The sequence below is a fragment of the Streptomyces sp. NPDC005070 genome, from assembly GCF_053600395.1.
Genome location: NZ_JBSFZS010000357.1, coordinates 1 through 2680, shown reverse-complemented (window position 1 = coordinate 2680; position 2680 = coordinate 1). Strand labels below are relative to the sequence as shown.

The window sequence follows — 2680 nt, the reverse complement described above, 5'->3', positions numbered from 1 at the left end:
CCCGCGTCGACGCTGTAGCGGACAGGCCCCGGGCGCCGCAGCCGAGGGCCCCCGCCCGTCGGCCGGAGCCCGCCATGCCGCGCTCGACCCGGGCCAGGATCCGGGCGCGGTCCGGCTCGTGGGACCCGGCCGCCTCACGCAGCCGGACGCACAGCTCGTCGTGCACCTCCCGCGACTCCCTCACCGGCCCCGTCCTCCGGCCCCGCCCGCGGGCAGCGCCCCCGCGTGCACCCGTACCGCCGCCTCGTCCGCGCCGAGCAGCCGCTTCAGTTCCGCCATGCCCTTGGACGTCTGGCTCTTCACCGTACCCACGGAGACGCCGAGGGCGAGCGCGGTGTCCTTCTCCGACAGGTCGAAGGCGTGCCGCAGCACGACACAGGCGCGTTTGCGGAACGGCAGCCGGCGCAGCGCCTCCTGGACGTCGACCGTGCCGGGTACGTCAGGGTTCTCGGTCCTGTCCTCGCGCTGCGACCAGAAGAGCGTCATCCGCCGGCGCTCGCGCACCGCGGTCCGGATCCGGGTGCGGGCGAGGTTGGCGACCACTCCGCGCGCGTACGCCGTCGGACGGTCCGCGGCGCGCACCCGGTCCCAGCGGTGCCACAGCGCGAGCAGCGCGTCGGCGGCCAGATCGTCGGCGGCGCCCGCCTCACCCGTCAACAGATGGGCCAGCCGGGCCAGTTCGGCGTAGTGCCGTTCGAAGAAGGCGTGGAACTCCGCGGAGGTGTCGTCGTCGACGAGCGTGCCCACGGGATACCTCCCCTCCCCTCGCTTCGGCTGCGGCACCGGTGCGGGTGCGGTGGGTGCGGACCCGTGACTCCGGTGTGGTGCACGGGGGTTCCGGCGGAGCGGGACGCGTGAGCGTAGCAGCCGGTCGTACGGGCCACGGAACAGTGCCTGGCGGGCCGAACCCGATTCCGTAACACGGGGAAAACCTGAAACCGCTTGATCGGGGGAACAATCCAGCCAGCATCCGCACACCAGGCCCGCAGGCAACGAGGAGTAACGCCATGTCCGAAGCGCAGAAGGTCGACAACCGGCCAAGTGCCGCACCACCGACGGCAGGAGGGGTCGACGGGTTCTTCAAGATATCCGCCAGAGGCTCCACCGTCGGCCGGGAGATACGGGGCGGGTTCGCCACGTTCTTCACCATGGCGTACATCCTCGTCCTGAACCCCATCATCCTCGGCAGCGCCAAGGACAAGTTCGGGCACACGCTCGACACCGGTCAACTGGTCACCGCCACCGCGCTGGTGGCGTGCGTGATGACGATCATCATGGGCATCGGCGGCAACCTCCCGCTCGCCATCGCCGCGGGCCTCGGCCTCAACGCCGTCGTCGCCTTCCAGCTCGCGCCGCTGATGAGCTGGGACGACGCGATGGGCCTGGTCGTCCTCGAAGGCGTCCTGATCTGCGTCCTGGTGCTCACCGGTCTCCGGAAGGCGATCATGAACGCCATTCCGCAGCAGCTCAAGCAGGCCATCGGCGTCGGCATCGGCCTGTTCATCGCCTTCATCGGCTTCGTGGACTCCGGGTTCGTCAGCCGCATCCCGGACGTCGCGAACACCACCGTCCCCGTGCAGCTCGGTGCCGTGGGCCGCCTCACGGGCTGGCCCGTCCTCGTCTTCTGTCTCGGTGTCCTGCTGACCATCGCGCTGCTCGCCCGCAAGGTGAAGGGCGCGATCCTCATCAGCATCGTCACGATGACGGTCGTGGCGATCGTCATCAACGCCGTCGCCGACATCAAGAGCTGGGGCCTGACCACCCCCAAGGTCCCGGACAAGATCGTCGACAGTCCGGACTTCGGGCTCATCGGTCACTTCAGCCTGTTCGGCGGTTTCGCCGAGGCCGGTGTCCTCACCGCGGTCCTGCTGATCTTCACGCTGGTCCTGTCGGACTTCTTCGACGCCATGGGCACCATCGTCGGGATCAGCGCCGAGGCCGGGCTGCTCGACGAGCAGGGGCAGGTGCCGGGCATCGGCCGGGTCCTGTTCATCGACGGCGCCGCTGCCGTCGCCGGCGGTCTCGGCTCCGCCTCCTCCAACACCGCCTACATCGAGTCCGCGGCCGGCGTCGGCGAGGGTGCCCGCACCGGCTTCGCCAACCTGGTCACCGGCGGTCTCTTCGGCCTCGCGCTCTTCCTCACCCCGCTGCTGACCATCGTCCCGCTCCAGGCCGCGGCGCCCGCGCTGATCGCGGTCGGGTTCCTGATGATGACCCACGTCAAGCACATCGACTGGGACCGGTACGAGATCGCGATCCCGGCGTTCCTGACCATCGCCGTGATGCCGTTCACGTACTCCATCACCGACGGCATCGGCGCCGGCTTCCTGGCCTACGTCGTCATCAAGACAGTGGTGGGCAAGGCGAAGGAGGTCAACTGGCTGCTGTGGGCGGTCTCGGCCCTGTTCCTGGTGTACTTCGCGATCGACCCGGTGGAGCAACTGCTCGGCGTGAAGTGACCGGCCCGCGCGCGGGAGCCGGCATCTGACGGGACCGGCCGCGACGGCGCCGGTGCCCGAAGCGGCCGGTCCGTACGACGGAGCCCCGTGCAAACGGCCCCGCACCCCGTCCGACGGGGTGGGGGGGCGCCTCGCGTGCGGGCCGGGGCGTGTCAGTTGTTGAGCGCGGCCCGATCGGGAGAGGGTGGGGGGGGGGAAGAGTGGTTGAGTTTGGGTGTTGT

The 2680-nt window shown here is 70.3% G+C and carries 2 protein-coding genes and 1 pseudogene; 1 reads left to right on the top strand and 2 read right to left on the bottom strand.

Features of this window, described 5'->3' with window-relative positions:
• A pseudogene (locus ACWEBX_RS39000) lies at positions 1-184 on the bottom strand (hypothetical protein); the annotation flags it as partial.
• Positions 181-747, bottom strand: coding sequence for a SigE family RNA polymerase sigma factor (locus ACWEBX_RS38995; protein ID WP_451889444.1), 567 nt, complete (start codon positions 745-747; stop codon positions 181-183). The gene ACWEBX_RS38995 and the pseudogene ACWEBX_RS39000, both read right to left, overlap by 4 nt.
• A gap of 260 nt (positions 748-1007) precedes the next feature.
• On the opposite strand from ACWEBX_RS38995, the gene ACWEBX_RS38990 reads away from it, so the two are divergent.
• The gene (locus ACWEBX_RS38990) at positions 1008-2459 is read left to right on the top strand and encodes an NCS2 family permease (RefSeq protein ID WP_451889443.1); all 1452 of its coding nucleotides are present in this window, start codon (positions 1008-1010) and stop codon (positions 2457-2459) included.
• Positions 2460-2680: the final 221 nt, after the last annotated feature.

What these genes read in the sequence shown, in the direction of transcription:
- ACWEBX_RS38990 (WP_451889443.1), top strand. Translation starts at nt 1,008, where the DNA reads ATGTCCGAAGCGCAGAAGGTCGACAACCGGCCAAGTGCCGCACCACCG.